Raw genomic sequence first — 26,621 nt, 5'->3', positions numbered from 1 at the left:
GCGGTCAGGATGGTGCCGACGGGGGCCGCCAGCGGCTGTACCATCATCAGCAGGGCGACGGCGGCTGCGCGCCATCGCTCCGTCCAGCGATCCTGGTACCGGGTAGGCCTGGGGGGCTTCGCGGTCTGCGTCATCCATCCTCTCGCGCGTCATCCGGGGCCGGTTCAACCGGCCCTCCCGGCGATTCGTTGCGCGAGGGTAGGCAGATACGCGGCGGCGCTCAAGGGATTAACCGTGGGGACCGGCCCCTATGCCTTCCGTCAGGAGACGGCGGCCGCCGTCCGCTTGCCCTGTGCCGGCTCAGGTGGCGGCGGGCGCAGGGTGGGCGGTCCGCCGGCCGCGGTGACGAGGCGGTCGCTCGCGGCCTCCAGCCGCTCCTCCAGGTCGCGCATCGCTTCGGCGCGCGGCTGGCCGGGCATGATCGGCGGCAGGAACTCCACCACCACCGTGCCGGGGTGCTTCAGGAAGCTGTGGCGCGGCCAATAAAGGCCGGCATTGAGCGCCATCGGCACGATGGGAATGCGGAGGCTGTCATAGAGCATGCCGACGCCGATGCGGTAGGGGCGATAGGTGCCCGGCGCCACGCGGGTGCCCTGGGGGAAGATCACGATGGGGCGCCCCTCGTCCCGCACCGGGCGGGAGTTGCGGATCAGCGACTTGATCGCCGCCCCGCCGGCGCCGCGGTCGACCGGGATCATCTTCGCCTTGGCGGCGTACCAGCCCCAGATCGGGATCCACATCAGCTCGCGCTTCAGGATGATCGCGGGGTCCTTCACCAGCAGGTGAAGCTTCATGGTCTCCCATGCCGACTGGTGCTTGGCCGCCAGCAGGAAGGGGCCGTCGGGCAGGTTCTCCCGCCCGCGCACCTCGTAGCGGATGCCGACGAGCGTGCGCTCCAGCCAGCCGACCGTGCCGAGATACCATTTCACCACCGCGACCATCTGCGGACGCGGCAGCAGCAGCATCCACAGCAGGGCGAAGCACATCAGCGCGGTCCAGAGGTGGAACGCGATGTTGAAGGCGAGGGACCGGATCCAGATCATGGCCGGCAACTTGTCAGGTCTTCGCCGACTTCTCAAGTATTCCGCGCGGTCAGGGAGAGGACGGCGGAGAGAGGACGGCGGGGAGGGGAGGGCCTTTTGCCGGGCAGGGTGGACTCCGCTCCCGGCCGGGTGCATTGTCCCCGGCATGGAGGGGGGCTGCGCGAAAGGGTGACAAGCTGTGGTGGAACCGTGATCCGTTTCGAGAATGTCGGCCTGCGTTACGGCACCGAGGCGGAGGTGCTGCGGGACATCAGCTTCACCCTTCAGCCGGGCTCGTTCCATTTCCTGACCGGTGCCAGCGGGGCGGGCAAATCGTCGCTGCTGAAGCTGATGTATCTGGCCCACCGGCCGTCGCGCGGGCTGGTCACCCTGTTCGGCCGCGACATGGCGGTGGTGACCCGCCGCGACCTGCCGGAACTGCGCCGCCAGATCGGCGTGGTGTTCCAGGATTTCGCATTGCTCGACCACCTGTCGGCGCTGGACAATGTGGCGCTGCCGCTGCGCATGGCCGGCACGCCGGAGACCGACGTGGTCGCCCATTGCAGCGAGATCCTGCGCTGGGTCGGTCTGGGCAACCATCTGCACGCCACGCCCTCCACCCTGTCGGGCGGGCAGAAGCAACGGGTCGCCATCGCGCGGTCGGTGATCAACCGGCCGCGGCTGCTCCTGGCCGACGAGCCGACCGGCAACGTCGACGACGGCATCGGCATGCGGCTGCTCTACCTGTTCGAGGAACTCTACAAGCTGGGGACCACCGTGGTGATCGCCACCCACAACGAGGCGCTGATCCGCCGGTTCGACCACCCGCGCCTTCATCTCGACAACGGCCGGCTGATGGTGCTGCCGGCGCGCGGCCGCGTCGAGGCCCGCACGAAGGATGCGCGGGCCAATGACCCGGGGCCAATCGATTCGAGGCCCATCGACTCAAGGTGGGAGTAGCGGCATGGCGCTTCGTCCGGTGCGGCCCCGTTCCGACCTGCCGCTGGCGGTCGACCCCTCCTCGCGCTTCCTCGGCTGGATCACCGCGCTGATGGCGTTCCTGGCGGCGCTGGCGCTGGCCGGCGCCATGCTGGTGTCGGACATGGCCCAGCGCTGGGACAGCGGGCTGGCCGGCGGCCTGACCGTGCAGGTGGCGCCGATGCCGGGCGCCCCCGTCGCCCCGTTGGACGAGCGGGCGGAGGCGGCGCTGACCGTCCTGCGCTCCTTCCCCGGCATCCGAACGGCGACCCTGCTGGGCGGGGGGAGATCGCCCGGCTGCTGGAGCCCTGGCTGGGAGCGGGGGCGGCGGATCCGCTGCTGCCGATGCCGCGGCTGATCGACGTCGCCGCCGACGGGCCGGTCGATGTCGCGGCACTCCGCCTGCGCCTGACCTCCGCCGCGCCGGGGGCGACGCTGGACGACCATGCGGTGTGGCTGGCCGATCTGCGCTCCTTCGCCGGGGCGATCCGGCTGGCGGCGCTGGGTGTCGTGGTGCTGATCGGGGCGGCGGCGGTGATGACCGTGGTCTTCGCCGTGCGCACCGGCCTTGCCCTCCACCGGCCGGTGGTGGAACTGCTGCATTTGATGGGCGCCACCGACCGCTATGTCTCGCGCCAGTTCGAACGGCATGTGGTGGGCCGCAGCCTGCGCGGCGGCGGGCTCGGGCTGCTGCTGGCCGGCGGCACGATGTATGGGTTGCACCGCGCCTCCCAGGGGCTGCGGGCCAGCCTGCTGCCCGATCTGGCGTTGCAGCCCTGGCAATGGGGGGCCCTGCTGCTGGTGCCGGCGGGGCTGGCCCTTCTGGCGCTGGTCACCGCGCGCTGGACCGTGCTGCGCACGCTGGAGTCCATGCCATGATTAGGGTCATGATCCGCGCCATGAGTGGGGCCATGGCTAGGACCGGGGGTTGGTCGGCACCATGATGAGCCACGGTCACCGGCGGCGCGGCGGCGGAATGATGGCGCGGGCGATTGCGCATGTGATCGTCGGCATGCTGGTGCTGGCGGCCGTCTGGCTGGGCGGGCTGTTCTGGTATGCGGCCGACGTGCCGCGGTCGTCCCCCGGCGGTGCCGAGGCCGACCGGCCGACCGACGCCATCGTCGTGCTGACCGGCGGCAGCCACCGGCTGGGCACCGGGCTTGAACTGCTCGCCGCCGGCCGCGCGAGGAAGCTGTTCGTCTCCGGCGTCTATGACGGGGTGGATGTGCAGGAACTGCTGAAGCTGTCCCGCCGTTCCCCGACCGAACTGGAGTGCTGCATCACGCTGGGCTATTCCGCCGACAGCACCATCGGCAATGCCTATGAGACGGCCGACTGGATGCGAGACCAGGGATTCCGGTCGTTGCGGCTGGTGACGGCCAACTATCACATGCGCCGCAGCCTGCTGGAGCTGTCGATGGCGATGCCGGATGTGGAACTGGTTCCCCATCCCGTCGTCGCCCCCACCGTCCATCTCGACGACTGGTGGATGTGGCCCGGCACCGCCAACCTGCTGGTCAACGAATACAACAAGCTGCTGGTGGTGGGGCTGCGCTGGGCGGTACGCCGCGCGGTTCGGGACTGATCGCGGGAGAGGATGTCAATTTTCAAAAGCGAATGAGAATGACTTGCAATTGGCTTCGGGCCGAGTTAGGGTCCTGTCCAGGGTTCACGCCCGGACATCGCCAACCGCAACGTCCGTCCAGCAAGAAAGACTCGCCATGCACGACAGCGCCGTCTCCGTTCCCGCTTCCTTCGCCGCATCCCTGCCGGTGGTCGAATCCGGCCGCCTGATGTCGGGCAGCCGCGAGATCGTGATCCAGCACGCCGGGCAGAGCTACCGCCTGCGTGTGACCCGCGCCAACAAGCTGATCCTGACCAAATAAAACGACCTTCAAAGAACCTTCCGGGAAAAACGCCGCCGAGAATGGGCGCCCGACCACTTTGGTCCGGCGCCCATTTTCTTATTTGTGATGACCTTTCACGCCCGGCCCTGTACCTCATAGCCGGCATCCTCGATGGCTTGCCGGATGGCGGATTCTTCGGCGCCGCCTTCGATCGCGACCTCGCCGGCCTTCAGGTCGACCAGGGCGCGTTCCACGGTAGGGAGAGCCTCTAAGGCCTTGGTCACGGTCTGGGCGCAATGGCCGCAGGTCATTCCGGAAACCTTCAACGTCAGCATGGATCTTCTCCCTTGGGAGTTAAGGTGTGCGGATGATCTGGAAAGGCTGCACCTTCCAGCAACGGGAAGGTCAAGCGGCATTCCGCAGCTCCGCTCAACCACCCGATCTCCCGATCGTCACGCTTGAAGCCATGTCTCGAAAATAAGACAAAATCTTGAAAACGAGACGATTCCTCAGTCAATAGTCTCGAAAAAGAGAGAGGCCGGTCCCTGGCGATTTTAGTGTGCACTGCAAAAAATCCGCTATTCCAAAGGTTTCGCCTGCGACATCCTGTCAAGGCCGCCCTGGCATAACCCTTGCTGATACGGATGCATGCACCCCCGTCCCGGGGTTTGCCAGGAAAGAGCGCCGCGATGCCGCTTGTCACCGCCACAACCCTTCTGCCTGTCCCGGCGCGCCACGTGTGGCCGCTGGTGCGGTGGGATGGCGCTGTCGGTGAATGGTATCCCGGCGCGGTTTCCATGACCGTGGACGGGACGGAAAAGGGCGCGCTCAGGCGCCTGCGGCTTTACGACGGCTCGCCGGTCGTCCACCGGCTGGAACATGTCAGCCGGGTCGATGACGCCTACACCTATGCGGTGATCGAGGGACCGTATCCGGTCGCCGACCTGCTGGCGCAAATCCGCCTGCGGGCCGATGGGGAGGGGCAGGCCGTGCTTCACTGGACCGCCACCTTCCATTCCTACGCCTCCCACCCGCAAGAGGGGACGGAGGCGGAAGCCGAACGGTTCGTCCGCGACCTCTACGACGCCGGCATGGCCCGGCTCCGTACTCTGCTTCATCCGTGAATTCCGAAAACGACACTCCAGACGCCAAGCGTCGGAAAAGAATAACCGAGGGAGCACCGTCCAAATGAGTTTCCTGATCTGCCTGGGAGCGCTCGCGTTCCTCATGCTGGTCGCCTACCGGGGCTTCAGCGTCATCCTCTTCGCGCCGGTGGCGGCGCTGGGGGCCGTGCTGCTGACCGACCCGTCCGCGGTGCCGCCGATCTTCACCGGCCTGTTCATGGACAAGATGGTCGGCTTCGTGAAGCTGTACTTCCCGGTCTTCCTGCTGGGCGCGGTGTTCGGCAAGGTGATCGAGCTGTCCGGCTTCTCCAAGTCGATCGTCTCGGCCGTGATCAAGCTGGTGGGGCGCGAGCGCGCGGTGACCTCCATCGTGCTGGTCTGCCTGCTGCTGACCTACGGTGGCGTGTCGCTGTTCGTCGTGGTCTTCGCCGTCTATCCCTTCGCGGCCGAGATGTTCCGGCAGGGCGACATCCCCAAGCGCCTGATCCCCGGCGTGATCGCGCTCGGTGCCTTCACCGTCACCATGGACGCGCTGCCGGGTACGCCGCAGATCCAGAACATCATCCCCACCACCTTCTTCAAGACCGACGCCTATGCCGCTCCCTGGCTGGGCCTGATCGGTTCGGTCTTCATCCTGACGCTGGGCCTGCTGTATCTGGAATGGCGCGTCCGTTCGGCCATCGCGCGCGGCGAGGGCTATGGCAGCGGCCACACCAACGAGCCGGAAGCCGTGGCGTCCGAGGCGCTGCCGAACCCGATCCTGGCGCTGTCGCCGCTGGTCGCCGTCGGCGTGCTGAACAAGCTGTTCACCATGGCGATCCCCAGCGTCTACGGCGCCACCAGCGAAGTGGCGCTGACCCCCGGCGCCAAGCCGCTGGTGACGCAAGTGTCCTCGGTCGCCGGCATCTGGGCGGTGGAAGGGGCTCTGCTCTGCGGCATCCTGATGGTGCTGGCCTTCGCCTGGAAGCCGGTGTCCCAGCGCTTCGCCGAAGGCACCAAGGCCGCCATCGGCGGTTCGCTGCTGGCCTCGATGAACACGGCGTCCGAATACGGCTTCGGAGCGGTGATCGCGGCACTGCCGGGCTTCCTGGTGATCCGTGACGCGCTGGCCGCCATTCCCAACCCGCTGGTGAACGAGGCGGTGACCGTCACCGCGCTGGCCGGCATCACCGGATCGGCGTCGGGCGGCATGAGCATCGCGCTGGCGGCCATGGCCGACCAGTTCATCACCGCCGCCAACGCCGCCGGCATCCCGATGGAGGTGCTGCACCGCGTCGCCTCCATGGCCAGCGGCGGCATGGACACCTTGCCGCACAACGGCGCCGTCATCACCCTGCTGGGCGTCACCGGCTTGACGCACCGGCAATCCTACGGCGACATCTTCGCCGTCACCTGCATCAAGACGCTGGCGGTCTTCTTCGTGATCGCCGTCTACTACCTGACCGGGATCGTCTGATCATGAAGAACAAGCTCATTTCCCTGGAGGACGCCGTCGCGCGCATTCCCGATGGGGCGTCCCTGCTGATCGGCGGCTTCATGGCCGTCGGCGGCCCCAACCGGCTGGTGGACGAACTGATCCGCCAGGGCAAGCGCGAACTGACCATCATCGCCAACGACACCGCCCGGCCCAACAACGGCCTGGGCAAGCTGGTGGTGGAGAAGCTGGTCCGTCGCGTCGTGACAAGCCACATCGGCCTGAACCCCGAGACGCAGAAGCAGATGATCGCCGGGGCCATCGAGGTGGAACTGGTGCCGCAAGGCACGCTGGCCGAGCGCATCCGCGCCGGCGGCGTCGGGCTGGGCGGCGTTCTGACCGCCACCGGCGTCGGCACCATCGTGGAGGAGGGCAAGCGCACGGTCGAGATCGACGGCGTCACCTACCTGCTGGAAATGCCGATCAAGGCCGATTTCGCGCTGGTCGCCGCCAAGCAGGCCGACCTGTACGGCAACCTGACCTACGCGCTGACCGCCCGCAATTTCAACCCGTTGATGGCGATGGCCGGCGCCACCGTGATCGCCGAGGCCGAGGACATCCTGCCGGTCGGCTGCATCCCGCCCGACGCGGTGATGACGCCGTCGGTGCTGGTCGATTACATCGTCGCCGCAACGCCGCGCTGATCGGGGAGTAGAGAGCCATGGATGAAAAGACCCTGATCGCCAAGCGCGTTGCGCTGGAACTGATGGATGGCGACCTCGTCAACCTGGGCATCGGCCTGCCGACCCTGGTCGCCCGCTATGTCCCCCCTGGCCGCCATGTGTTCTTCCAGTCGGAGAACGGCATCGTCGGCATGTCCGGCCCGATCACCGGGGCGGAAAACCACGACCTGACCGATGCCGGCGGCTCGCCCATCTCGGCCCTGCCGGGGGCGGCGTCCTTCGACAGTGCCTTCTCCTTCGGGTTGATCCGCGGCGGCCATCTGGACGTCACCGTGCTGGGCGGCCTGCAGGTGGACCGCGAAGGGCGGCTGGCCAACTGGATGGTGCCGGGCAAGATGGTGCCGGGCATGGGCGGCGCGATGGACCTCGTCACCGGCGCCCGCCGGGTGATCGTCGCCATGCAGCACAGCGCCAAGGGCGAGGCGAAGATCGTCGAACGCTGCGCCCTGCCGCTGACCTCGGTCCGCCGGGTCGATCTGGTGGTGACCGACCTCGCCGTCATCGAACCGACCGACGCCGGCCTCGTCTTGAAGGAAACCGCCCCCGGTGTCACGGTGGAGCAGGTGATCGCCAACACCGGGTGCGAACTGATCATCGCCCCGGACCTCCGTTCCATGCCGATCGAAGGATAAAGAAGAATGACCAATCTGAAGGGGAAGGCTGCGCTCGTCACTGGGTCCACCAGCGGGATCGGCCTTGGGATCGCACGGCAACTGGCGGGCCAGGGCGCCGACCTGATGCTGAACGGCTTCGGCGATGCCGGCTACATCGCCGAGCTGTGCCAGTCGCTGTCCAAGGAGTTCGGCGTGCGCGTCGCCCACAACGGCGCCGACATGTCGAAGCCGGAGGAGATCGAGGCGATGGTCGCCGCCACCGAGGCGGCCTATGGCCGGCTGGACGTGCTGGTCAACAATGCCGGCATCCAGCATGTGTCGTCGGTCGACACCTTCCCGGTGGAGCGCTGGGACGCGGTGATCGCCATCAACCTGTCGGCCGTCTTCCACGGCACCCGCGCCGCTCTGCCGGGCATGAAGGCGCGCGGCTGGGGCCGGGTCATCAACATCGCCTCGGTCCATGGGCTGGTGGCTTCGGTCAACAAGTCTGCCTATGTCGCCGCCAAGCATGGCGTGATCGGCCTGACCAAGGTGACGGCGCTGGAACTGGCGGAGACCAACATCACCTGCAATGCCATCTGCCCGGGCTGGGTGCTGACGCCGCTGGTGCAGAAGCAGATCGACGCGCTGGCCGCCACGCGCGGCCTGTCGGTGGAGGAGGCTGGACGCGAACTGCTCAGCGAGAAGCAGCCGTCCAAATCCTTCGTCACGCCGGAACAACTGGGCGAACTGGCGGTGTTCCTGTGCTCCGAGGCCGCCGGCAACATGCGCGGCGCGGCTCTGACCATGGATGGTGGCTGGACCGCCCAGTAAATGGTGCGTCGGCCCAAGCGGTTCCAAAGCGGCTTGGGCTGGACGCGCACCGAAGCGTCCCGGGAGCGGATCGAAAGGTCCGTTTCCGGGGCTGCTTTTTTTCCGGTTTCAGGTTTCGCTGGTGGCCGGAACCGTGTCGAAGGGCGTCGCGATGAAGGGGCGGCCCTGTCCATGGCCGGCGCGGGCGTGACCGCGTTCGGTCGCCGCCTGCCGGAAATAGCCGACAACGAACACGCGCAGGGCATTTGCAAGGGAAACGCCCGACCGTGATGAATGGCGGGCCTGCTGCTCCATGCGGTCACGCACGTCGTCGCACAACTCGTCCACCGTCATAACTTCCCGCCGGCAGATCTCCTCCAGCCCTTCCCAATAGGAAGGCTCAAGCCGGATCGAAACGTCACGTCCAGACAATTTCAGCGTGCGAGAGGCCAGAGAAGCGGCACCTGTGGATTGATCGATGCGAGATTTGCTGTCCCCAACGCTCGACATGTTCGTATGCCCTCGTGCTACCCGTGCGATTGCCCCCAACGCATGAACACTATAACGCGACCACAACCGGTTTTGGGAACAAAACTTTAGGCATGTAAGGATTCCCCCTAGGGGGTGCGTTCCGGATCTCCGGCCATGTCCTTGAGCAAAGCCACATCGTTGATGACGATAAAACCTTTGGCATATGTCACTGTTCCGGTCCTGCGCAGGGCGCCAAGACACTTGTTCACCATTTCACGGGTGACGCCCAGCATGTTTGCCAATGCTTCCTGGGACAGGGGCAAAGTCAGCCGCAGACCGGCGGGGGTTGGCTGCCCGTAACTGTCCGACAGCAGCAGCAGCCGGCGCGCGAGCCTGCGTGGAACATCGTGGAACACGGCGTCCTCGATGTTCTCCGACACCCAGCGCAGCCGGTCGCAAAGGACGATCATCATGCGGGTGCAGAGACGCGGGTGACGCTCCAGGAAGGGGATGAAGTCGGCGCGGTCGATCCGGAACAGCTCGACCGGCCGCAGGGCGACCGCGGCGGCGGTCCGTTCCCGGCCGTCGATCAGCCCGATCTCGCCCAGGACATCGCCGGCTTCCAGGATGTTCAGCAGCATGGTCTTGCCATCCGCCGATGAGGTGCGGATGGCGATCTGGCCCTTCAGCACGGCGAACAGGCTGTCGCCCGGGTCGCCCTTGTCGAAGATGATCTGGTCGGCATCGAAGCGTGCCATGCGGCCCAGAGCCACCATCTCGGCCATCTGCTCGGGATCGAGTTCCCCGAGCAGCCGGTTGCGCCTCAGCACCGATGCGACATCCACAGGCGCGTTCATCCGTTCGTCCAGACACAGTTTCGAGCCGGGCTGGCGGTCATCGCCACCCCGGCGCGATCAGTCTAGCCAAAACGCGCTTACATCGCGAGCGGCGCCGCATCGCGCAGGGCGCGTTCCCACAGGACGGTGTGTTCAAAATGGAAACGGGCTTCGGTGGTCGCATCATCGCTCGTCGCGCGGCCCAGCCGGCGTGCCATGGCGCGCAGCATCGCCTTGGCGTCCTCGCGCTTCTGGTCGAAACGACCCAGCGGCAGCCAGCCGCGAAAAGCCGCCAGTTCGGAAGCCGGCAGGGCGATGTCGCCGCCCAGCCGCAGCATCCGGCCATAGCCGCGCTCGCGGTAGGGCAGTTCCTTGGCGATGGACTCCAGGCGCAGGGCCGTCCCGGCGGTCAGCACCCGGTCGGCGACCGCGTCGGACAGGGTGCGGCGGATGTTGACCATCGCCTCCGACAGGGAGGTGTAGCCCAGCTCGGCCGGGCCGTGGATCACCGCCACCTCGTCGTCGTCCTCCAGCCGGCCGTCGCGGAAGGCCTCGAAGATGGCGCCGACGCCGGTCATGCCGAAGGGATACAGTTCCGCCGCGCGCAGGGCGCCCATGCTGGAGGCGCCGAACACCGGGATGCCGGCGTGGATGGCGTAGAGGATTTCCTTGTGCCAGACCGACGGCACGCTTTCGAAAAAGCCGTCGATGATGCCGATGGCCGCTGGCTTTTCGGCGCACAGCCGCAGAACGTCGCCCTGGGCGACCGGCGGCAGGTAGGTGGCGTCCAGCTCCAGCGCCGCATCCTCGCGCGGCAGGGTGGGGCCCAGGAAGACATAGATGCCGCTCATGCCGCCTTCTCCATGGCTTGGCTGCCGAGAGCGCGCAGGCCGCGTTCGCCCAGCAGGTAATCGGGGGATTCGTCGGCACCCTCCAGCCCGGGCACGACGACACGCACGACCGGGATGCCGAATTCCGGCTTGGTCAGGTCGACCGCCACCGCCTCCTCGATGCCGACGGTGCGCAGCCTGTCAAGCTGATGGGCGAGATCGGCCTCGATGGTGGGCGCGGCGCCGGTCGGGCAGTGGTGGAAGGATCGCCTGCCGACGCCCTCCACGATCATCGCCTTCCAGCGGGCATGGTGGGCGGGGTCGAGGTGGCGCTCATACTCGGCACGGGGCATGTCGTCGCGGGCACCGGCGATGAAGGTCAGGCGGCTCTGCGCCGCCTCGGTCAGGGCGCGGGACAGGGCGATCTCGCGCGCCACGTGGCAGCCCATGCCGATGGCCGGGCGGATGGAATGCTGGGGCAGCTCCTCCCGTTCGACGATGCGGCAGAGGAAGGCGGGCAAGCCGACGTCGCTTGTGGTCTCCCACACGCCGACGGCGACGCCGGCCGCCTCGAAGCGGTCGATCAGCGAGCGGCAGACCGGATCGTCGATGCTGTCCAGGTCGATGCGGGTCGCGACCTGGGCAGCGGGCTCCTGCAGGTGCCACAGGGTGGTCGCATCGCGCTCCACCAGTTCGGTGACCGCGTGGCTGATCGCCTCGACCTTGTGGTTGCCGGATGCCAGACCGTTGGAGCCGGCCAGGAAGGCACCGTGGCCGGGGGCCATCGGCACGGTGAAATTCAGGTGGACCATTTCGAACGGCACCCATTTCGGGCCGCCGCTCAGCAGGTCCTGACCCTCGATCCACAGGATGGGGCTGTGGGGATTGAAACTTCCGGTCGACAGCCGGGGCAGGCGGTCGACATCCACCACCGGATGGGTCCAGCGCAGCTCTTCGAAGCTGGCGAACTTCAGCGGCAGGGTAATGCGTTCGGCGTGATAGCTCTCGATCGATTCCATGACCCCCGACGCCTTGGCGGCGGCGAGCGTCACTCCCTTGCCCTGCGACACCGAGATGGAGCGCGAATTCGGCCGCGTCACCATCACCACCGGAATGCCGACGGCATCCAGTCCGGTGACGTTTGCGACCCGGGTGATCCCCATGATCGGCAGGAACGGGGCGACCCGCGCCAGGGTCTGTTCGGGTGCCACGACCCGGTGGGTGCCGACCGTATGGGCCTTCACCGCATCCGAAACGGAGGCTTTGATATCGAGCAGATCGAAGGGCATCGCAACTGATCCGGGGCGGAGGAAAATCGAAGAGGCGTCCTGTTCCCGGGTCCGTGGCCGGTCAGCACCTCATCGGTGCTGGTGGCCACGGTCCAAAAACCGGTACCGGGATTCCGATCAGGCGCCCGGGGTGATGCTGTAGCGACCGGCTTCATGATCGGCGGCATCGAAGGTGCTGCGGTCACCGGAGCGGACGAGGTTGCGGGCCGTGGAGGCCTGAATTTCGGCGATCTCGGTCACGCCCTGGGCCGAAACATTGTACAGACGGCCATCAGCGCCACGGATCATCGAGGACTGGGACAGGTTGAGCGACATCGTGCATCTCCTTGGTGTGAGGTGATGTGCCTATTTCTTCGAATTCGAACTGATTTACGCTGTGAAGTTTTTCACTTTGCGAGCACTGGCATTGGGATAACACGGCACTGCCAGTCGGATGTATCCGTGACGGCGACGGCCAAGGAGTTCCATACAATGCTGAACACCGTCAGCAAGCGTCGTGAGGATCGGTCCAGCCATTTATCCGGGTTGATGGATTGGCCCGCGATGTCGGTCCGTGTCGTTCCGGTTGGAAACGGCCAAAGGCGCGTGCGTCTTGAAAATGCAGTGTGGGATAGCTTGGATGCAATTGCCCAATCCGAGGGGCTTCTGACCAAGCAACTCTGCGCAAAACTTGATGCCCGCCGCTGTGAAAGCGTTGCGCTGAGCAGCGAAATTCGCAGTTTTGTGTTGGATTATTTTCGGAGAAAAGACCAGATCTAGAAAATTATCTCAGGAATTTTCGATTTCATTGAGGTTTCATTAGGCGTCCAGTCTCATTTTTTCCGTTCGAACGTTTCTCCCACCTTGACTGCTGAATGTCGTCAGCAGTCCCCCCGCATGCGCCACCAGTGACGTTTGAGAGGTGTTGCGGGCAATTTCCAACCCGTTGCGTGCGGCTTGCATGGCTTCATCCAGCCTTCCCGTGGAAGCGAGCGCCTGGGCATACCAGATCATGACCTGAGGAACGCGCCCAAGCGGGTGAAGCCGCCCATTGCCGCCGCCCTGCTGGAGGAAAAGCGCGAAGCTGCGATCGAACATCGCGAAGCCGGCCTCCCGGTCTCCCGTCAGGACCGACGCATACCCGATGCCGCCCATGACCAGCGGCAGCAGCAGCGGAGCATGGATTGCGTGTCCGATGGACAATGCGGTTTCGAATGCTGGGACGCTGTCTTTCAAGTGCCCGCAGATGATCTGCGTCCATCCCAGATGCGTCAGGGCAAACAATCTCGAGAAAAGGTGATTGCTTTCCTCGGCGATCTCGACCGACCGGCGACCGGCCTCCACCGCCTCTTCGGCCCGTCCCAGTTGGGCAAGACAGCGTGCCGCGATGCTGCCCATATGCACCTGTGCGACGGTTGCCAGTCCATAGCGGTCGTGCGGGCGGGATGTGGTGAGCATGGTGGCGCCAAGCTCGAACGTTTCCAGGGCGTCGACGAAAAGTCCCTTGTCTGTTTGCAGGCCGCCCAGCCGGAACAGAAGCTGGACGCGGGTGCGGCGGTCGTCCCGCTCGTCCAGTGCGGACAAGCCGTCCCGGCAAAGTGCCAGCCCCTGATCCAGATCGCCGAAAGTCCACAGGAACGACGCCAGCATCGAGCAGGCTCGGGCGTAGCGGACGCGGTCGCCCGACTCCCGCGCCATGGCGATGGCCCGTTGCAGGTGGTCGTCCACCCCCATCGATCCGCGCGGCAGCAGCGACCGCGGAAGTGCGATCAGCAGATCGATTTGACGCGCCGTGTTCCTTGGATGATCCGGCAGATGCCGCACCGCGGCCAGGGCGTTGGCGTAATGCCGGCTGGAGTCCTCCAGTTTGGAGCGGCCCTCGGCCCTTTCGCCCGCCCGCCGGCCAAACAGGTGCGCGGCCGGCCAGTTCTCCGCCATGAAGGCATGGTGGGCCAGCAGGTCCAGGCGGTTCGGCAGGTCGTGGTCGCGGCGGTGGCGCAACGCCTCCAGCACGCGGGCATGCAGCGCCCGGCGGTCGGACTTGGTCAGGGTGGCGTAGGCGACTTCCTGGATCAGCGCATGCTTGAAGGAATATTCCAGGTTGGGCAGCAGACGGGTGCGCAGCACGAAGCCGGCGCGCTCCAGATAGGCCAGGGAGTCGGACAGGACCGGCGTGGACAGTCCGGTCAGCGCCTGGAGCAGCCCGACGTCGAAGGTGGTGCCGATCACGGCTGCATTCATCAGCAGCCGGCGCCGCTCCAGCGTCATCATGTCCATGCGCTCGGCCAGCAGGGCATGAAGCGTGCGCGGCAGCTTGTGGACCACCAGAGGATCGATCAGCCGGTAGGCACCCGGCGTGCCCTCGATGGCGTTCGACGCCTCAAGCGTGCGCAGAACCTCCTCCAGATAGAGCGGAACGCCCTGGCAGCGGCTGGCGACCTGGGCCTTCAGCTCCACCAGCGACCAGTCGGGGCCGAGCCAGTGTGCCAGGAACCTTTGCACCTGATCCGGCGACAGCATGCCCAGATCGATACGGCGCCCGCCCGGACGGCCGCTCCAGCCCCGTTCTTCCGACTCCGGTCCCAGCGGGGGAGGCCGTCGTGTGGCGAGCAGCAGCAGGCGAGCCCTCGACCCCGGCAGCGCCTGGGCCAGCCGGTCCAGCAGCCGCACCATCACCGGCCGGGCCCAATGGGCGTCCTCCACCAGCACCAGCAGCGGTCGTCCCACTGCTCCACTCGCCGTCCCATCCCCCGAGTCGCTTCCACCGCCGGTTCCGAGCGGTGCTGCCAGTTCCAGCGTCGCCCCCACCAGACCTTCGATGCCCAGGGACAGGCGCTGCGCCGCGTCCAGGCCGCTCCACAGCGGATCCAGCCCGGATCGGCCGAACAGCGCGTGCACGGCATCGCCGGCCAGCGAGCCGGACCGGCGGCGTGCCGCTTCGCAGACCCAGCCGATGCCTTCCTCGCTGGCGCAGCCGGCCACCTGTTCGGCCAGGCTCAGCGCCACCGCCTCGAGGTCGTCGGGATCGGCCAGCCGGCGGATCGGCATCTGCGGCCATTGCAGCAGGGTCCAGCGCCGGCTGCGCGGGTCGCGCAGGAACTCGCCGACGAGGCGGGACTTGCCGATTCCGGCCTCTCCCTGGAGCAGAAGCTGGGCGGGAGCCCCGGCCTCCACCGAATCGGCGATGGCGAACAGGGTCGCCACCTCCTCTTCCCGGCCGACATGCGGGGCGTCGGTGGCGGACAGCAGGTCGGTGGCGGTGCGGCGGACGGCACGCGCCCCGTCGAGCAGGAACGCCGGCATCGGCTCCACCTCGTCGGACAGGCGCAAGCTTCCCATCGGGCGCGCGGCCACCCCGACCGGGATCAGGTCCAGCGTGTCCCGGCTGAGCTGTGCGGTGTCGGAAGCCGCGCGCTGCTGCAGCTTGGCGGCCATATGCACGCACTCGCCGACCGCGCGATAGTCGGTCCACAGCCCATTGGTCACCACATGGGCGACGACGTCACCCGAACTGATGCCGATGCGGATGTGGAAGAGAGGCCGTCCCTGTTCGTCGCGGGTGGCGCTGAGGATGTCCTGGGCGGCAAGGCAGGCGCGCAGTGCATGGTCCTCCTTGGCGCCGGGGGCGCCGAAGGTCGCCAGGAAGCCGTCACCCAGCATCTGGGTCACCGTGCCTTCGAAACGCGGCACAGCCTCCGTCACACGGTTCAGGATCGAAAGGAGCAGATCGTCCGCATCCTCGGGATCGCGGCCTGCCACCATGGCGGAGGAACGGACGATGTCGACGAACATCGCCGTGACGACCTTGCGTTCGCGCGGCTTATCGCCCGGCAGGCGAGATGCCTCCTGCCAGGGACGGCCTTCGTCCGTCGCTGCGCCCAACATGGTGTCCGCCACGTCCGCCCCCCTCGCGGAATTCGCGTTGGCATATTAGAGCATGCATTTCGAATTTTGCGAACATCCGAGCGATGCGACACCCGAAGATTTTCCCGCCAACGGAAAGTAACATATCTGTGTATGTAATTCCTGGCAAAAAGAAAGCGCCGCGACTTGCGCGGCGCTTTGATTGTTACTTGTGATGAATGTTCGTTGTGCCTGATTGCGGCGCTGCCGGCGCCCGTTGCCTAAACCATGTCAGCGGCGGACGGCGATATTCTCCACCTGGGTCACGTCACGCACGGCGCCGCGGTCGGCACTGGTGGTCAGGGCGGCGTAGGCGCGGAGAGCCGGGGAAACCAGACGGTCGCGGTTGACGGGCTTCCAGGCATCCATGCCCTTGGCGTTCATCGCGTCGCGGCGGCGCTGCATCTCCTGGTCGTCGACGGCGAGACGGATGATGCGGTTGGGAATGTCGATCTCGATGCGGTCGCCATCCTGCACCAGCCCGATGGCGCCGCCCTGGGCTGCTTCCGGAGAGACGTGGCCGATCGACAGGCCGGACGTCCCGCCGGAGAAACGGCCGTCGGTCACCAGCGCGCAGGCCTTGCCCAGCCCCTTCGACTTCAGATAGCTGGTCGGGTACAGCATTTCCTGCATGCCGGGACCGCCGCGCGGGCCCTCGTAGCGGATGACCACCACCTCGCCAGCCTTGACCACGTCGCCCAGGATGCCGGCGACGGCATCGTCCTGGCTTTCGAAGACGCGGGCCGGACCGGCGAAGACGAGGTTGGAGGCGTCGACGCCCGCCGTCTTCACGATGCAGCCGTTCTCCGCGATGTTGCCGTACAGCACGGCGAGGCCGCCATCCTGGCTGAAGGCGTTCTCGGCCTTGCGGATCACGCCCTTCTCACGGTCGAGGTCCAACTCAGGCCAGCGGCGTTCCTGGCTGAAGGGCACGACGGTCGGGATGCCGCCGGGGGCGGCCCGATACAGGGTGTGGACGGACTGGTCCTGGGTGCGCATCACATCCCAGCGGTCCAGCGCCTCGCCGAGCGACGGCGCATGGACGGTCGGGGTATCGCGGTTCAGCAGACCGGCGCGGTCCAACTCGCCAAGGATGCCGAAGATGCCGCCGGCGCGGTGGACGTCCTCGATGTGGACGTTGGCCACGGCGGGAGCGACCTTGCAGACATTGGGGACGCGGCGCGACAGCCTGTCGATGTCCTCCATGGTGAAATCGATGCCGCCCTCCTGCGCCGCCGCCAGGATGTGCAGGACTGTGTTGGTCGAGCCGCCCATGGCGATGTCGAGCGTCATCGCGTTCTCGAACGCTTCTTTGGTGGCGATGCCGCGCGGCAGGGCGGTGGCGTCCTCCTCCTGGTACCAGCGGCGGCAGAGATCGACCGCCATGCGGCCGGCGGCGAGGAACAGCTCCTTGCGGTCGGCGTGGGTCGCCAGGATGGTGCCGTTGCCGGGCAGCGACAGGCCCAGCGCCTCGGTCAGGCAGTTCATCGAGTTGGCGGTGAACATGCCGGAGCAGGAGCCGCAGGTCGGGCAGGAGCCGCGCTCCATTTCCGCCGCCTCTTCATCCGAGACGGTCGGATCGGCGGCGGCGACCATGGCGTCGATCAGGTCGACCGACTTGATCTTGCCGCGCCACTTGACCTTGCCGGCCTCCATCGGGCCGCCGGAGACGAAGACCGCCGGGATGTTCAGGCGCATCGCGGCCATCAGCATGCCGGGCGTGATCTTGTCGCAGTTGGAGATGCAGACCAGCGCGTCGGCGCAATGGGCGTTCGCCATGTATTCCACCGCGTCGGCAATCAGCTCGCGCGAGGGCAGGCTGTACAGCATGCCGCCATGGCCCATGGCGATGCCGTCGTCCACGGCGATGGTGTTGAACTCCTTCGCCACGCCGCCGGCCTTCTCGATCTCGCGCGCCACCAGCTGGCCCAGATCCTTCAGATGGACGTGGCCGGGGACGAACTGGGTGAAGGAGTTGGCGATGGCGATGATCGGCTTGCCGAAATCGCCGTCCTTCATGCCGGTTGCCCGCCACAGGCCGCGCGCGCCCGCCATGTTGCGGCCATGGGTGGAGGTGCGGGAACGGTAGTGCGGCATGGATCGGTCCTCAGCTGGTCGATTTTGGCGAATTGGCGAAAGGAATGGAACGAAACGGGTGGGCACCTTAGCAATCTCCTGTCGCGCGCGCCAGAGGCGCGATCTCGTCCAGGGCGCTGGAGGCGCGACGCGGACGTGGCCCTGCCATGCACGCCGCGAGGATTGCCGATGATAAGCTTGCTTATTAGTTTTGAGGAACCAATAAGCAAGCTTACGATCCGCCGATGTCCTCCCCTGCCGATCCCCGCTCCGCAAATGCCCATTCGACGAGTCTGGGCGCCGTTTTGACCGACACGGCGCGCTTGATGCGCGTCCGTTTCGACCAGCGCGCCCGCCATCTCGGCCTGACCCGCGCACAATGGTCGGTGATCGCCACGCTGGCGCGGAACGAGGGGATCAAGCAGGCGGCGCTGGCCGACCTGCTGGAGATCGAGCCGATCACGCTCTGCCGGCAGATCGACCGCATGGAGGAGGGCGGCTGGATCGAACGCCGCACCGATCCGACCGACCGGCGCGCCCGGCTGCCGCACCTGACGCCGAAGGCGCATGCGGTGCTGGAGCAGGGCCGGGCGCTCGCCGCCGGGCTCTATGCGGAGGCGCTCACCGGCCTGCCGCCCGATGCCGAAGCCATGCTGGTCGGGATGCTGGCCCACATGCGCGCCAACCTTTCCGACCGCCGGGCGGAACCGCCCGCGAAGACCGCCGCTGAAAAGATCGCCGCCAAAGCCTGACGACCCCGCCTTTTTCTTCGGGACCCGACCGCCATGACCGCCGTGACCGACCGCGATACCGATACCCGCCCGGATGCTCAGAATCCGGCAGCCAAGCCCATCCGACGGACGCGCTGGCGCCGCTGGCTGCTGATGGCCGCCCTGCCGCTGCTGGTGGCGGTCGGCGGCGGCTATGAATATGTTGTGGGCGGACGTTATGTCTCGACCGACAATGCCTATGTCCAGCAGGACAAGGTGACGATCAGCCCGGATATCTCCGGCCGCATCGTCGAGGTGGCGGTGCATGAGAACCAGCAGGTCCATCGCGGCGACCTGCTGTTCCGCATCGATGACGAGCCCTACCGGCTGGCCTTGCAGCAGGCCGATGCGGCACTCGCCTCTGCCCGGCTGAAGGTGGAACAGCTGCGCGCCGACCTGGGCGAGGCGCAGGCCAAGCAGGCCGCGGCGGAGGAGAAGGTCTCCTTCGAGCAGCGCGAGTTCCAGCGCCAGCAGGATCTGCTGAAGACCGGCGTCGCCGCGCGGGCCACCTACGATTCGGTGCGCCACGACCTGATGGCGGCCCAGCAGGATCTGAACACGGAGAAGCAGGCGGTGATCAGCGCCCGCGCCGCCCTTGGCGGCGATCCCGAAATCCCCACCGACCGCCATCCGACGGTGCTGGAGGCGCTGGCGAAGAAGGCATCGGCGCAGCGCGACCTAGACCACACGGTGGTGGCGGCGCCGGCCGACGGCGTGGTGAGCCAGACCGACCGGCTTCTGGTCGGGCAATATGCCTCGGTCGGGCTGTCGGCGGTCAGCTTGGTGATGAGCGGGTCGAGCTGGGTCGAGGCCAATTTCAAGGAAACCGACCTGACCCACATGGCGGTCGGCCAGACCGCGACGGTGGTGCTGGATGCCTATTCCGGCCGCACCCTGACCGCCCATGTCGAGAGCATCGGCGCCGGCACCGGATCGGAATTCTCGGTCCTGCCCGCCCAGAACGCCACCGGCAACTGGGTGAAGGTGGTGCAGCGGGTGCCGGTCCGCCTCCGCATCGACCGGCCGGAGGGCGAGCCCGTGCCGCTGCGCACCGGCCTCAGCGCCGAGGTGGAGGTCGACACCCACCACAGCCGGCCGTTGCCGGGCGCCATCGGAAACGCGGTCGCGGCGATCCGGTAAGGCAACCACGCATCCATCATCCGCAGGCATCCCATGGCCGCCAGCCAATCCTCCGTAGCCCCGCATGAGGTGAAGCATCGCGGCATGATCACCGTGTCGATCATGCTCGCCACCATCATGCAGGTGCTGGACACCACCATCGCCAACGTCGCGCTTCCCAGCATGCAGGGCAGCCTGGGGGCGGCGCAGGACACCATCACCTGGGTGCTGACCTCCTACATCGTCGCGGCGGCCATCGCGACACCGGCCACCGGCTGGATGGCGGACCGGTTCGGGCGCAAGCGCCTGTTCCTGATCGCGGTGGCGGGCTTCACGGCGGCGTCGGTGCTGTGCGGGCTGGCCGGCAGCCTGACGCAGATGGTGGCCTTCCGGCTGGTGCAGGGCGTCTTCGGCGCGGCATTGGTGCCGCTGTCGCAGTCGGTGCTGCTCGACATCAACCCGAAGGAGCGGCACGGGCAGGCGATGGCGCTCTGGGGGGCCGGTATCATGGTCGGTCCCATCGCCGGCCCGACGCTGGGCGGCTGGCTGACCGACAGCTTCAGCTGGCGCTGGGTCTTCTACATCAACCTGCCGGTCGGGCTGCTGGCCTTCGCCGGCATGGCGGTCTTCCTGCACGAGACCAAGGGGCGCATCCGCAGCTTCGATTTCTTCGGCTTCGCCATGCTGGGGCTGGCGGTCGGCGCCTTCCAGATGCTGCTGGACCGCGGCGAGCAGCTGGACTGGTTCGGTGCGACCGAGATCTGGATCGAGACGGCCCTGGCCGCCTGCGCCTTCTGGGTTTTCGCCATCCACATCGCCACCGCCCATGGCAACACGAAGACCGAGCCCTTCATCGACCCGGCGCTCTTGCGCGACCGCAATTTCGTCACCGGGCTGGTCCTGATCTTTGTGATCGGTGTCATCCTGCTGGCGACCATGGCGCTGCTGCCGCCGATGCTGCAGAACCTGCTGGGCTACCCGACGGTCACCACCGGGCTGGTGCTGGCGCCGCGCGGCGTCGGCACGATGATCTCGATGCTGATGGTGGGGCGGCTGGTGCGCCGGGTGGATGCGCGGCTGCTGATCCTGGCCGGCGTGCTGCTGACCAGCTGGTCGCTGTGGTCCATGACCGGCTTCACCATCGTGATGGACCGCGAGCCGATCATCATCAGCGGCGTGGTGCAGGGGCTGGGCCTGGGGCTGGTGTTCGTGCCGCTCAGCACCATCGCCTTCGCCACGCTGGAGCCGCGGCTGCGCACCGATGCCGCCAGCCTGTTCAGCCTGGTCCGCAACCTGGGCAGCAGCGTCGGCATCTCGGTGGTGATGACCCTGCTGTCGCAGAACACCCAGATCAACCACGCCAGCCTCGCCGCTCACCTGACGCCCTTCTCCCAGATGATGACGGAGCAGGTGACCGCCACGCCCGAGGCGCTGGCGATGCTGAATGCCCAGGTCACGCAGCAGGCGGCGATGATCGCCTACATCGACGACTTCAAGCTGATGATGTATGTCGCCCTGCTGGTCATCCCGATGCTGCTGCTGCTCCGGCGGCCGAAGGCGGGAGCCCCGGCGCCGGAGGAAGCGGCGGTGATGGAGTAGGGGCGCCGCTCCGGTCAGGCGGCCATGCTCGACATCGCCCGGCAGCTTTCGGCGCAGCGGCGGCACATCTCGGCGCAGCGCTTCATCATGGCGTCGTCGGCCATGCGGTCGCACTGGTCGGCGCAGGCCGCACAGATCTCGGCGCAGGCGCCGCAGGTTAGATGGTGGAAGCGGGAGCCGCGGATCATGAAATCCGCGCTGGTGCGGCAGATGTCGACGCAGTCCAGCAGCAGGCGGACATGCCCGGCCTCCGCATGCGCACCGCCCTTGGTCAGGCAGTGCGATACGGTTTCCAGGCAGACCGTGTGGCAATCGGTGCAGTTGCGGATGCAGTCGTCCATCGACGGCGTGCCGGCCATGACGGTTCCTCCGGAGAAGAGTGCAGGGATTACCTGACAACCGGCTCCGGGGCCGCTGGGTTCCGGCAAGGGAGGCTGGATCAGCCGGCGGTGGCGCTCTTGCCGCCGTCCTTCTTCGAGCTGCGCGGGGGCTTTGCAGCCGGAGTCTTTGCGGTTGTGGACTTGGTGGGCGCCGCCTTGGCGGTGGTTTTTGCCGGAGCCTTGACGGAGGCGGCCTGCTCGGCCGGAGCGGCATCGGCCTTCGGCTTCGAGGCAGTCGCTTTGGAGGCAGCGGCCGGCTTGGCCTTCGCCGGCTTGGCCGCTTCGGATTTGGCGCTCTCCGCCGGGGCGCTCGCGACTTCCGACAGGGATTCGGCGGCGGCACGGGTGCTCTTGCCGGCGGCCTTGGAGCTGGAAGGCTTCTTGCGCGAGCCGGCGACCTTGCCGGTCGGCTCCAGCGCACCGGCGCCGCGAACCTCCGCCTCGGCCTGGGTCCAATGGTCGGAGTCGCGGCCGTGCGGACGGCCCTCGCTCTCCCACAACTCGTGGGCACGGCGTCGGATACGCTCCTGGATATCGTCGGTATCGGCCATCGAGTTCCCCATGTGTCTGTCCGGCAATCGTCTGCCCGGCGGGTCTGCCATACCGTATTTTGTGGCAGCGACCCGCCAACGTTGCAAAGCCACTCGTGCGAGGCACCACGAAAGAGGCGGAGACTCCCGACTCCGCCGTTCCATGAGGGCAACACCGGAGCAAGCGTCTGGTTCCCAGGGGAAACGGGAGATGGTTCCCAACCGGCCTGTTCCGTGCCACAAGGCGGCCGACCTGAACCGTGAGCCGTGCCAATCATGATGCCTGCACCCTCCGCCGCCCGTCCCTCCCTGCTCGACCGCGTCGCGGCGGCGCCTTGGTGGCTGCTGTGCGCCGGGCTGGCGGCGGCGATGGCGCTGTCGGTCCTGCTGGTCGGGTTCCGTCTGCCCTATTGGGTGCATTCCGATCAGGATCTGGTGCTGGCCTATCACGGGCTGCTGTTCGGCGACGGGCTCTCGCAGGAGTATTTCGACCATCCCGGCTACGGCTATTTCCTGGTGATCGACGTCTGGTACCGGCTGCTGCATGCGGTTGGGCTGCTGCCGGTCGCCAGCCTGTCGGCCCTGCCGCCGGGCAGCGACGTCGCGGCGACCGAAGCCGTTTGGCAGTCGCTGGTCCAGGCCGGGCGGGCGCTGTCGATCCTGCTGACCGCCGCCTTCGCCGTCAGCTATGCCACGCTGCTGCGCGGGCTGGTGGAGGACCGGCGGGTGGCGCTGCTGGCCGGCATCCTGCTGGCCTTCGGCGTCGGGCTGACGGCGCAGGGGCGGCAGATGCGCACCGACCTGCTGTCGGCCGGTTTCGTCGTGCTGGGGCTGCTGCTGGTCCTGCGGGCGGTGCGGCCGGCGGACGGCAAGCCGTGCGGCGGCGCATCGCTGCTGCAACTGGCGCTGGGCGGGTTGCTGGTCGGGCTGGCCATGGTGACCAAGGTGCAGGCGGTCTTCCTGGCGATGGGGCTGCCGGTGGCGGCGATCCTGTTCGGGCGGCCGGCGGAGGCCGTGCCGGAAAAGGGCTGGGGCGTTGCCGCGCTGGTCGGGCTGATGGCGGTGGCCGCGGCGGTGCCGGCCTTCGGGCTGATCCAGGCCGGGCTGGCCGGCTGGGGGCGGGCGGTCTATCCGTATACTCCCGTTGGCGGCGGGCTGTCGGGCGGCGGCTATCAGAGCATCGTCGCCGGCTGGGTGCTGGTCGGCATCCTGGTCCATGCGGCGGTCCACCGGGTGCCGGTGGCCCGCGTGGTGGCCGGGGCGGCGGCGGTGCTGCTGGGGCTGGCGGCCGGGCTGCTGGCGCTCGACATCCGCTGGAACGAGCAGAACGCCATCGCCGTGGCGAACTTCGTCGAGCATATGTTCGTCTTCTCCTCCTGGCGGCACGGGGCGGAGCTTCAGGGCCAGGGGAATGTGGTCGGGCAGGGGACGCTCGGGCTGCTGCTGGCCGGCATCGGCCGGACGCTGGCGATCCGCACCATCGTCCTGCACCCCGACAACATCCCGCAGACCATCGTCGTCGAGTGGTTCGCGCTGGCCGGTGCGGTGGTGCTGTGGCGGCGGGGAGAGCGGCTGGCGGCGGTGCAGGCGCTGTTCCTGCTGCTGGTCGCCTGGGGGCTGGAGTCGCTGTTCTCGCTGCGCGGCTTCCAGCGCGCCTATGCCGCCTACACCGACCCGCTGGCGATCCTGTCCGCCGCCTGGGTGCTGGCGCGGATGCCGGGGTTGCTGGAGCGGGCGAGGCCGCGGCGCTGGATCCTGGCGGGCGTGGCGCTGGTGGTGGTCGCGGCCCATGCCTGGCCGGTCATCGAAACCCGCAAGCTGCCGAACCCGGCGACCCATTGCGAGTGGATCCCGGTCTACATGCCCAAGGTGGCGCCGTTTCCCTTCTGTCATTAAGTCCCTTCTGCCGTTAGGAACCTCCCAGGGTCCGCGCGCGGTCGAGTGCCTCGACCACGCCGGCGCTGTCGATGTCGTTGAAGTCGGGACGGTGGTGGATCAGCACGCGCGGGCCGGTGCTGTGGATCGGGTTGGAGGCGTCGGAGAACACCACGACGGTGGGGCAGCCGACGGCGGCGATCAGGTGGGTCGGGCCGGTGTCGTTGCCGACCGCCCCCCAGGCCCGGCGCGCCAGCCCGCCCAGCTCCGGCACGCTGGTGCGGTCGGTGAGGTCGACCGCCTGCGGGCAGGTCTCGGCGATCACGCGGGCGAGGTCGCGCTCGATGCCGGTGCCGATCACCGCCGGCACGATGCCGCGCTCGGCCAGCGCCGCCGCCACCTCGGCATAGCGGCGGGCCGGCCAGCGCTTGTCCGGCCGTCCGGGGGAGGAGCCGGGGACCAGCAGGGCGAAGCGCTCCGGCAGACCGAACTTGGCGATGTCGGCATCGAGCCAGGACAGGTCCGGCGTCTCGTCCGGGACGATGCCGAAGGGAGCGAGCTGGCGGACATAGCGGTCGCGCACCGGCACCTTGCGCCGGCCTTCGTAGCGGTCGGGATGCGAGGCGCCGCGGGCGGTGCCCGACCATTCCGGCCAGGGGCCGGGGAACAGCAGCCGGTGATAGAGGTCGGTGCGCGTCTGCGCCTGGAGATCGTAGACGCGGTCGAAGCGCTGGGCGCGCAAGGCCCGGCGGATCGCCAGATAGGCCGACAGCGAACGGTCGCGCGGGTCCTCCAGCACCTCGTCGAACAGCCCGCTCATCCGGGCGAGCGGGGCGAGCGAGGGCAGGGTCAGCAGGGTCAGCCGGTCGCCGGCATGGTGGCGGCGGATGGCGGCGAAGGCGGTCTGGGCCAGGAAGAAGTCGCCGAAGGCGCCCAGCTTGATGACCAGGATGCGGAGCGGGCGCTTGCTCATCGTGTCTTGTTCCCGATAGGGGCCCCGATGCGGGTCGCCAGCCGCAGCATCAGCGCCGCGGACAGGAAGCCTGCCATCCACCAGGGTTGCCAGATGCCGTAGGCGGTGCTGCCCATCGCCATCGCCGTGGCGAACAGCGCCAGCGCGAAGGGCTGGTCGCGGCGCTCCAGCCGGGCGGTGGCGGCCAGCAGCAGCAGCATCGCCGCCAGCGCCAGCGCCGCCCCGACCGCCCCGGTCTCCAGCCAGAGCTGGAGGAAGGCGTTGTGGGGATGCAGCGGCAGCAGGCTGTCGCCGATCGGCGAGAATTCCGACACCGCCCCTTCCGGCGGCAGGGAGCGCGAGGCGTCGATGCCCTGGCCGAACACCGGCGTGCGCAGCGCGCGCTCCGCCGCATGGCCCCAGATCTCCACCCGGTGCTGGGCGGAGCGGAACAGCAGGCCGGAATGGTCGAGGTCGAGCGGGCCGGAGAACAGCAGGGCGGCGGGCAGCACCAGCAGGAAGGCGGCAGTGACCGCGGTGCTGAACAGCCGGCGGGTCCATTTGGCGGAGGCGCGGGCGGCGGCGAGCGTGACCAGCCCGGCGGCGATGCCCAGCATGGCCGACCGGCTGGTCAGCGGCAGGCAGGCCAGCGCATAGCCGACCGGCACCAGCAGGGCCAGCGCCTTGCGCCCGAAGCGGTCCACCGCCAGGGCGGCGGGCCAGACCAGCAGGCAGAGCAGCGCCGCCGTCCGCTTCGGCACATTGCCGTTCAGCAGGTTGGGCAGCTGGTCGTCGGGCACGCTGTTCCACCAGCGGTTCAGCGGGAAGTCCAGCGCCGCCTCCACCGCGAACAGCAGCCCGCCGGCCAGCCCGCCGGCCAGGAACAGCCCGGCCAGCCGCCGCGCGTCGGCCGCCGGCAGCCCGGCGATCCAGGCGCCGCCGGCCAGCGCACCGAGCGCGATGTAGCCGATCTCCAGCACCGTCGCGAGCGCGCGGTCCGACGGGCTCCACAGGGTGGAGGCCAGGGCCAGGAGAAGGAAGGCGCCGACGGCGGCGACCGGCGGCGTGAGGCGCAGGATGCGCCCGAAGGCCCCGCGCCGGGCCAAACCGGCGAGCGACAGCACCAGCACGAGGATGGCCCAGACCGGCAGCCCGCGCGGGGCGAGTGCTGCCAGCGGCCCCAGCACCAGGGCGGCGGCCCCGGCCACACCGTGCAGCACGGCATCGACCCCGCGGCCGGCGGGAGACGGGCGGGGAACTGGGGGAGCGGGGCGCGACGCGGTGGCGTCCAGGGACTTGACGGGCATGACCTTGACGCGGATCAGCGGAAACCGGCGGCGACTTAACCGCACTCCCGCCCCGAAAGCAACGGCGCGCGGTCGGTGGCGGCCGGGCGCCCTATGGGAGGCGTGTAACGGCGTGGAACAGGGATCCGGGGGCTGTTCCATTGTTTCATCCGCCGTCGGGGCGGTGCCGGA

The 26,621-nt window shown here is 68.1% G+C and carries 28 protein-coding genes; 15 read left to right on the top strand and 13 right to left on the bottom strand.

What is annotated here, in order from left to right:
• Positions 1-260: 260 nt before the first annotated feature.
• Positions 261-1,043: a lysophospholipid acyltransferase family protein gene (locus ACWPN8_RS32320; protein ID WP_109448792.1), complete on the bottom strand. Its 783-nt coding sequence runs from the start codon at positions 1,041-1,043 to the stop codon at positions 261-263.
• Between the two features lie 189 nt (positions 1,044-1,232).
• On the opposite strand from ACWPN8_RS32320, the gene ftsE reads away from it, so the two are divergent.
• The 5 genes from ftsE (at position 1,233) to hemP (ending at position 3,886) form a co-directional block, all read left to right on the top strand.
• Positions 1,233-1,982, top strand: coding sequence for a cell division ATP-binding protein FtsE (gene ftsE / locus ACWPN8_RS32315; protein ID WP_109448790.1), 750 nt, complete (start codon positions 1,233-1,235; stop codon positions 1,980-1,982).
• A gap of 4 nt (positions 1,983-1,986) precedes the next feature.
• Positions 1,987-2,358 carry a hypothetical protein gene (locus ACWPN8_RS32310; protein WP_492243764.1) on the top strand — a complete coding sequence of 124 codons (372 nt, stop codon included), beginning with the start codon at positions 1,987-1,989 and terminating at the stop codon, positions 2,356-2,358.
• Positions 2,346-2,879, top strand: a complete 534-nt coding sequence (locus ACWPN8_RS32305; RefSeq protein ID WP_492243763.1) for a cell division protein FtsX — start codon at positions 2,346-2,348, stop codon at positions 2,877-2,879. The genes ACWPN8_RS32310 and ACWPN8_RS32305 overlap by 13 nt, the downstream gene beginning before the upstream one ends.
• Positions 2,880-2,943: 64 nt before the next feature.
• On the top strand, positions 2,944-3,585 hold the full coding sequence (locus ACWPN8_RS32300; RefSeq protein WP_492244003.1) for a YdcF family protein: 642 nt from the start codon (positions 2,944-2,946) through the stop codon (positions 3,583-3,585).
• A gap of 136 nt (positions 3,586-3,721) precedes the next feature.
• A complete protein-coding gene (hemP, locus tag ACWPN8_RS32295) occupies positions 3,722-3,886 on the top strand; it encodes a hemin uptake protein HemP (protein ID WP_098735831.1) in 165 nt (54 codons plus the stop codon).
• Positions 3,887-3,981: 95 nt separating this feature from the next.
• Here the strand turns inward: hemP and ACWPN8_RS32290 are convergent, their stop codons facing one another.
• The gene (locus ACWPN8_RS32290; RefSeq protein WP_109448786.1) at positions 3,982-4,182 is read right to left on the bottom strand and encodes a heavy-metal-associated domain-containing protein; all 201 of its coding nucleotides are present in this window, start codon (positions 4,180-4,182) and stop codon (positions 3,982-3,984) included.
• Between the two features lie 309 nt (positions 4,183-4,491).
• Between ACWPN8_RS32290 and ACWPN8_RS32285 the strand changes: the two genes are divergently transcribed.
• From ACWPN8_RS32285 to ACWPN8_RS32265, 5 genes are all read left to right on the top strand, one after another.
• On the top strand, positions 4,492-4,971 hold the full coding sequence (locus tag ACWPN8_RS32285) for an SRPBCC family protein (RefSeq protein ID WP_492243762.1): 480 nt from the start codon (positions 4,492-4,494) through the stop codon (positions 4,969-4,971).
• A gap of 64 nt (positions 4,972-5,035) precedes the next feature.
• Complete coding sequence (locus ACWPN8_RS32280) at positions 5,036-6,427, top strand: GntP family permease (RefSeq protein ID WP_109448782.1); 1,392 nt, start codon at positions 5,036-5,038, stop codon at positions 6,425-6,427.
• Positions 6,428-6,429: 2 nt separating this feature from the next.
• Positions 6,430-7,089, top strand: coding sequence for a CoA transferase subunit A (locus tag ACWPN8_RS32275; protein WP_492243761.1), 660 nt, complete (start codon positions 6,430-6,432; stop codon positions 7,087-7,089).
• A 17-nt stretch (positions 7,090-7,106) separates the two neighbouring features.
• Positions 7,107-7,760: a 3-oxoacid CoA-transferase subunit B gene (locus tag ACWPN8_RS32270; protein WP_098735836.1), complete on the top strand. Its 654-nt coding sequence runs from the start codon at positions 7,107-7,109 to the stop codon at positions 7,758-7,760.
• A gap of 6 nt (positions 7,761-7,766) precedes the next feature.
• Complete coding sequence (locus ACWPN8_RS32265; RefSeq protein ID WP_109448777.1) at positions 7,767-8,555, top strand: 3-hydroxybutyrate dehydrogenase; 789 nt, start codon at positions 7,767-7,769, stop codon at positions 8,553-8,555.
• A 108-nt stretch (positions 8,556-8,663) separates the two neighbouring features.
• Here ACWPN8_RS32265 and ACWPN8_RS32260 read toward each other — a convergent pair whose 3' ends face one another.
• The 5 genes from ACWPN8_RS32260 to ACWPN8_RS32240 form a co-directional block, all read right to left on the bottom strand.
• Complete coding sequence (locus tag ACWPN8_RS32260) at positions 8,664-9,044, bottom strand: ribbon-helix-helix domain-containing protein (RefSeq protein WP_109448775.1); 381 nt, start codon at positions 9,042-9,044, stop codon at positions 8,664-8,666.
• Between the two features lie 107 nt (positions 9,045-9,151).
• Complete coding sequence (locus tag ACWPN8_RS32255; RefSeq protein ID WP_109448773.1) at positions 9,152-9,862, bottom strand: Crp/Fnr family transcriptional regulator; 711 nt, start codon at positions 9,860-9,862, stop codon at positions 9,152-9,154.
• A gap of 77 nt (positions 9,863-9,939) precedes the next feature.
• Entirely contained in the window at positions 9,940-10,692 is a 753-nt protein-coding gene (locus ACWPN8_RS32250) for a TfuA-like protein (protein WP_109448771.1), read from the bottom strand.
• Positions 10,689-11,960 (bottom strand): YcaO-like family protein, encoded by a 1,272-nt coding sequence (locus ACWPN8_RS32245; RefSeq protein WP_492243760.1) that lies wholly within the window; start codon positions 11,958-11,960, stop codon positions 10,689-10,691. The genes ACWPN8_RS32250 and ACWPN8_RS32245 overlap by 4 nt, the downstream gene beginning before the upstream one ends.
• A 117-nt stretch (positions 11,961-12,077) precedes the next feature.
• Positions 12,078-12,275, bottom strand: a complete 198-nt coding sequence (locus ACWPN8_RS32240) for a hypothetical protein (RefSeq protein ID WP_109048258.1) — start codon at positions 12,273-12,275, stop codon at positions 12,078-12,080.
• Between the two features lie 156 nt (positions 12,276-12,431).
• Here ACWPN8_RS32240 and ACWPN8_RS32235 point away from each other — a divergent pair, with 156 nt between their 5' ends.
• Entirely contained in the window at positions 12,432-12,719 is a 288-nt protein-coding gene (locus ACWPN8_RS32235; protein ID WP_492243759.1) for a ribbon-helix-helix domain-containing protein, read from the top strand.
• 39 nt (positions 12,720-12,758) lie between these two features.
• Here the strand turns inward: ACWPN8_RS32235 and ACWPN8_RS32230 are convergent, their stop codons facing one another.
• A complete protein-coding gene (locus ACWPN8_RS32230; protein WP_492243758.1) occupies positions 12,759-15,836 on the bottom strand; it encodes an ATP-binding protein in 3,078 nt (1,025 codons plus the stop codon).
• 237 nt (positions 15,837-16,073) lie between these two features.
• Positions 16,074-17,939, bottom strand: a complete 1,866-nt coding sequence (ilvD, locus tag ACWPN8_RS32225) for a dihydroxy-acid dehydratase (protein WP_492243757.1) — start codon at positions 17,937-17,939, stop codon at positions 16,074-16,076.
• A gap of 305 nt (positions 17,940-18,244) precedes the next feature.
• Here ilvD and ACWPN8_RS32220 point away from each other — a divergent pair, with 305 nt between their 5' ends.
• From ACWPN8_RS32220 to ACWPN8_RS32210, 3 genes are read left to right on the top strand one after another with little or no spacing between them, the layout of a single operon-like run.
• Entirely contained in the window at positions 18,245-18,670 is a 426-nt protein-coding gene (locus ACWPN8_RS32220) for a MarR family winged helix-turn-helix transcriptional regulator (RefSeq protein WP_492243756.1), read from the top strand.
• Positions 18,671-18,703: 33 nt separating this feature from the next.
• Entirely contained in the window at positions 18,704-19,828 is a 1,125-nt protein-coding gene (locus ACWPN8_RS32215) for an HlyD family secretion protein (RefSeq protein WP_492243755.1), read from the top strand.
• Positions 19,829-19,861: 33 nt separating this feature from the next.
• Positions 19,862-21,406 (top strand): DHA2 family efflux MFS transporter permease subunit, encoded by a 1,545-nt coding sequence (locus ACWPN8_RS32210; RefSeq protein ID WP_109448758.1) that lies wholly within the window; start codon positions 19,862-19,864, stop codon positions 21,404-21,406.
• 14 nt (positions 21,407-21,420) lie between these two features.
• Here the strand turns inward: ACWPN8_RS32210 and ACWPN8_RS32205 are convergent, their stop codons facing one another.
• Both ACWPN8_RS32205 and ACWPN8_RS32200 read right to left on the bottom strand, forming a co-directional pair.
• On the bottom strand, positions 21,421-21,765 hold the full coding sequence (locus tag ACWPN8_RS32205) for a four-helix bundle copper-binding protein (RefSeq protein ID WP_109448755.1): 345 nt from the start codon (positions 21,763-21,765) through the stop codon (positions 21,421-21,423).
• An 80-nt stretch (positions 21,766-21,845) separates the two neighbouring features.
• Positions 21,846-22,349, bottom strand: a complete 504-nt coding sequence (locus ACWPN8_RS32200) for a DUF2934 domain-containing protein (RefSeq protein ID WP_199237646.1) — start codon at positions 22,347-22,349, stop codon at positions 21,846-21,848.
• Positions 22,350-22,592: 243 nt separating this feature from the next.
• Between ACWPN8_RS32200 and ACWPN8_RS32195 the strand changes: the two genes are divergently transcribed.
• The gene (locus ACWPN8_RS32195; protein WP_492243754.1) at positions 22,593-24,212 is read left to right on the top strand and encodes a hypothetical protein; all 1,620 of its coding nucleotides are present in this window, start codon (positions 22,593-22,595) and stop codon (positions 24,210-24,212) included.
• 13 nt (positions 24,213-24,225) lie between these two features.
• Here ACWPN8_RS32195 and ACWPN8_RS32190 read toward each other — a convergent pair whose 3' ends face one another.
• Both ACWPN8_RS32190 and ACWPN8_RS32185 read right to left on the bottom strand, forming a co-directional pair.
• Entirely contained in the window at positions 24,226-25,164 is a 939-nt protein-coding gene (locus ACWPN8_RS32190) for a glycosyltransferase family 9 protein (RefSeq protein WP_109448751.1), read from the bottom strand.
• Complete coding sequence (locus ACWPN8_RS32185; RefSeq protein WP_492243753.1) at positions 25,161-26,450, bottom strand: O-antigen ligase family protein; 1,290 nt, start codon at positions 26,448-26,450, stop codon at positions 25,161-25,163. The genes ACWPN8_RS32190 and ACWPN8_RS32185 overlap by 4 nt, the downstream gene beginning before the upstream one ends.
• Positions 26,451-26,621: the final 171 nt, after the last annotated feature.

The organism is Azospirillum sp. UENF 112521, assembly GCF_058780665.1.
This window is presented reverse-complemented; position numbering and strand designations above follow the sequence as displayed.

Bases quoted from the DNA above. Each gene is read 5' to 3' on its own strand.
- ACWPN8_RS32320 (WP_109448792.1), bottom strand. From the start codon at position 1,043: ATGATCTGGATCCGGTCCCTCGCCTTCAACATCGCGTTCCACCTCTGG.
- ACWPN8_RS32310 (WP_492243764.1), top strand. From the start codon at position 1,987: ATGGCGCTTCGTCCGGTGCGGCCCCGTTCCGACCTGCCGCTGGCGGTC.
- ACWPN8_RS32305 (WP_492243763.1), top strand. From the start codon at position 2,346: ATGCCGCGGCTGATCGACGTCGCCGCCGACGGGCCGGTCGATGTCGCG.
- ACWPN8_RS32300 (WP_492244003.1), top strand. From the start codon at position 2,944: ATGAGCCACGGTCACCGGCGGCGCGGCGGCGGAATGATGGCGCGGGCG.
- hemP (WP_098735831.1), top strand. From the start codon at position 3,722: ATGCACGACAGCGCCGTCTCCGTTCCCGCTTCCTTCGCCGCATCCCTG.
- ACWPN8_RS32290 (WP_109448786.1), bottom strand. From the start codon at position 4,182: ATGCTGACGTTGAAGGTTTCCGGAATGACCTGCGGCCATTGCGCCCAG.
- ACWPN8_RS32285 (WP_492243762.1), top strand. From the start codon at position 4,492: ATGCATGCACCCCCGTCCCGGGGTTTGCCAGGAAAGAGCGCCGCGATG.
- ACWPN8_RS32280 (WP_109448782.1), top strand. From the start codon at position 5,036: ATGAGTTTCCTGATCTGCCTGGGAGCGCTCGCGTTCCTCATGCTGGTC.
- ACWPN8_RS32275 (WP_492243761.1), top strand. From the start codon at position 6,430: ATGAAGAACAAGCTCATTTCCCTGGAGGACGCCGTCGCGCGCATTCCC.
- ACWPN8_RS32270 (WP_098735836.1), top strand. From the start codon at position 7,107: ATGGATGAAAAGACCCTGATCGCCAAGCGCGTTGCGCTGGAACTGATG.
- ACWPN8_RS32265 (WP_109448777.1), top strand. From the start codon at position 7,767: ATGACCAATCTGAAGGGGAAGGCTGCGCTCGTCACTGGGTCCACCAGC.
- ACWPN8_RS32260 (WP_109448775.1), bottom strand. From the start codon at position 9,044: ATGTCGAGCGTTGGGGACAGCAAATCTCGCATCGATCAATCCACAGGT.
- ACWPN8_RS32255 (WP_109448773.1), bottom strand. From the start codon at position 9,862: ATGAACGCGCCTGTGGATGTCGCATCGGTGCTGAGGCGCAACCGGCTG.
- ACWPN8_RS32250 (WP_109448771.1), bottom strand. From the start codon at position 10,692: ATGAGCGGCATCTATGTCTTCCTGGGCCCCACCCTGCCGCGCGAGGAT.
- ACWPN8_RS32245 (WP_492243760.1), bottom strand. From the start codon at position 11,960: ATGCCCTTCGATCTGCTCGATATCAAAGCCTCCGTTTCGGATGCGGTG.
- ACWPN8_RS32240 (WP_109048258.1), bottom strand. From the start codon at position 12,275: ATGTCGCTCAACCTGTCCCAGTCCTCGATGATCCGTGGCGCTGATGGC.
- ACWPN8_RS32235 (WP_492243759.1), top strand. From the start codon at position 12,432: ATGCTGAACACCGTCAGCAAGCGTCGTGAGGATCGGTCCAGCCATTTA.
- ilvD (WP_492243757.1), bottom strand. From the start codon at position 17,939: ATGCCGCACTACCGTTCCCGCACCTCCACCCATGGCCGCAACATGGCG.
- ACWPN8_RS32220 (WP_492243756.1), top strand. From the start codon at position 18,245: ATGCGCGTCCGTTTCGACCAGCGCGCCCGCCATCTCGGCCTGACCCGC.
- ACWPN8_RS32215 (WP_492243755.1), top strand. From the start codon at position 18,704: ATGACCGCCGTGACCGACCGCGATACCGATACCCGCCCGGATGCTCAG.
- ACWPN8_RS32210 (WP_109448758.1), top strand. From the start codon at position 19,862: ATGGCCGCCAGCCAATCCTCCGTAGCCCCGCATGAGGTGAAGCATCGC.
- ACWPN8_RS32205 (WP_109448755.1), bottom strand. From the start codon at position 21,765: ATGGCCGGCACGCCGTCGATGGACGACTGCATCCGCAACTGCACCGAT.
- ACWPN8_RS32200 (WP_199237646.1), bottom strand. From the start codon at position 22,349: ATGGGGAACTCGATGGCCGATACCGACGATATCCAGGAGCGTATCCGA.
- ACWPN8_RS32195 (WP_492243754.1), top strand. From the start codon at position 22,593: ATGATGCCTGCACCCTCCGCCGCCCGTCCCTCCCTGCTCGACCGCGTC.
- ACWPN8_RS32190 (WP_109448751.1), bottom strand. From the start codon at position 25,164: ATGAGCAAGCGCCCGCTCCGCATCCTGGTCATCAAGCTGGGCGCCTTC.
- ACWPN8_RS32185 (WP_492243753.1), bottom strand. From the start codon at position 26,450: ATGCCCGTCAAGTCCCTGGACGCCACCGCGTCGCGCCCCGCTCCCCCA.